2 protein-coding genes are annotated in these 1,042 nt (G+C 65.1%); both read right to left on the bottom strand.

The features are described from left to right. Positions 1-725: flagellin N-terminal helical domain-containing protein (locus G569_RS0129530; RefSeq protein ID WP_028066084.1), on the bottom strand; the 725-nt coding region annotated here is incomplete at its 3' end. Between the two features lie 111 nt (positions 726-836). Then, positions 837-1,042, bottom strand: a 206-nt coding sequence (locus tag G569_RS52600; RefSeq protein ID WP_037500215.1) for a flagellin, incomplete at its 5' end; no start/stop codon positions are given.

The following is a 1,042-nucleotide window of genomic DNA, read 5'->3' as shown; positions in this document are numbered from 1 at the left end:
CGCGACTCGGAAGCGGTGAGGTTCTCCTGGTAGGTCGCCAGGTTGTTCAGGCGATGCTCGAGGCGGTTCTGGATCGCGCCGTAGTTGGCGCGCGCCGTCGAGATGTTCTTGATCGCGTTGTCGATCGTGGAGATGTTCGCCAGCACGCCGGTGTCGAGCGCGGTCTTGACGGCGGCGGCGCTCGAGAGGCCGGTGAGGTCGGACACGCCGCCCGTGCCGGCGGAGCCGATCGACGCGCTCAGCGTGGTGGCCGACGTGGTGATCGTCTCGGAGTCGTTGGCGCCGACCTGGAACGCGAACGTGCTGCCATCGAACAGCGCGTTGCCGTTGAACTTGGTCTGCGTCGTGATGTCGCCGATCTCCTTGCCGATCTGGAAGACCTCGGCGGCGATGGCGTCCTGGTCGTCCGAGCTGTTGGTGCCGTTCTCGAACTGCACCTTCAGGTCACGGACGCGCTGGAGCATGGAGTGCACCTCGTTGAGGGCACCTTCCGCCGTCTGGACGAGCGAGATGCCGTCCTGGGCGTTGCGCTGGGCCTGGGCGAGACCGCCGATCTGGCCGCGCATCTTCTCGGAGATCGCGAGACCGGCGGCGTCGTCGGCCGCGCGGTTGATGCGATAGCCGGAGGAGAGCTTCTCCATCGACTTCGCCGCCTGCGTCGACGTGGTGGTCAGCTGCCGATGCGTGTTGAACGCCTCGACGTTGTTCTGGATACGAAGGCCCATGATTCAACACTCCTTGTTGATCGAGGAATTGGGCGGTGCGGCGAGGCGACTCCGTGTCGTCTCAGACAGCAAGATCGGCCCCGAAGGACCGATCTTGAGTCCGTTGTGCGTTTAGCCCTTCAGCAGCGAGAGGACGCCCTGCGGCGCCTGGTTGGCCTGCGCGAGCATGCTCGTGCCGGCCTGCTGCAGGATGTTGAGCTTGGTGAAGGTGGTCATCTCCTTCGCCATGTCCACGTCGCGGATCCGCGACTCGGAGGCGGTCAGGTTCTCCTGGTAGGTCGCCAGGTTGTTCAGGCGATGCTCGAGGCGGTTCTGGA

Origin of the sequence: Solirubrobacter soli DSM 22325 (assembly GCF_000423665.1) — a bacterium.
GTDB classification, from domain to species: Bacteria; Actinomycetota; Thermoleophilia; order Solirubrobacterales; family Solirubrobacteraceae; genus Solirubrobacter; species Solirubrobacter soli.
Note: the sequence above shows the minus strand (reverse complement) of the source record. Positions and strands in the feature narration are given on the sequence as shown.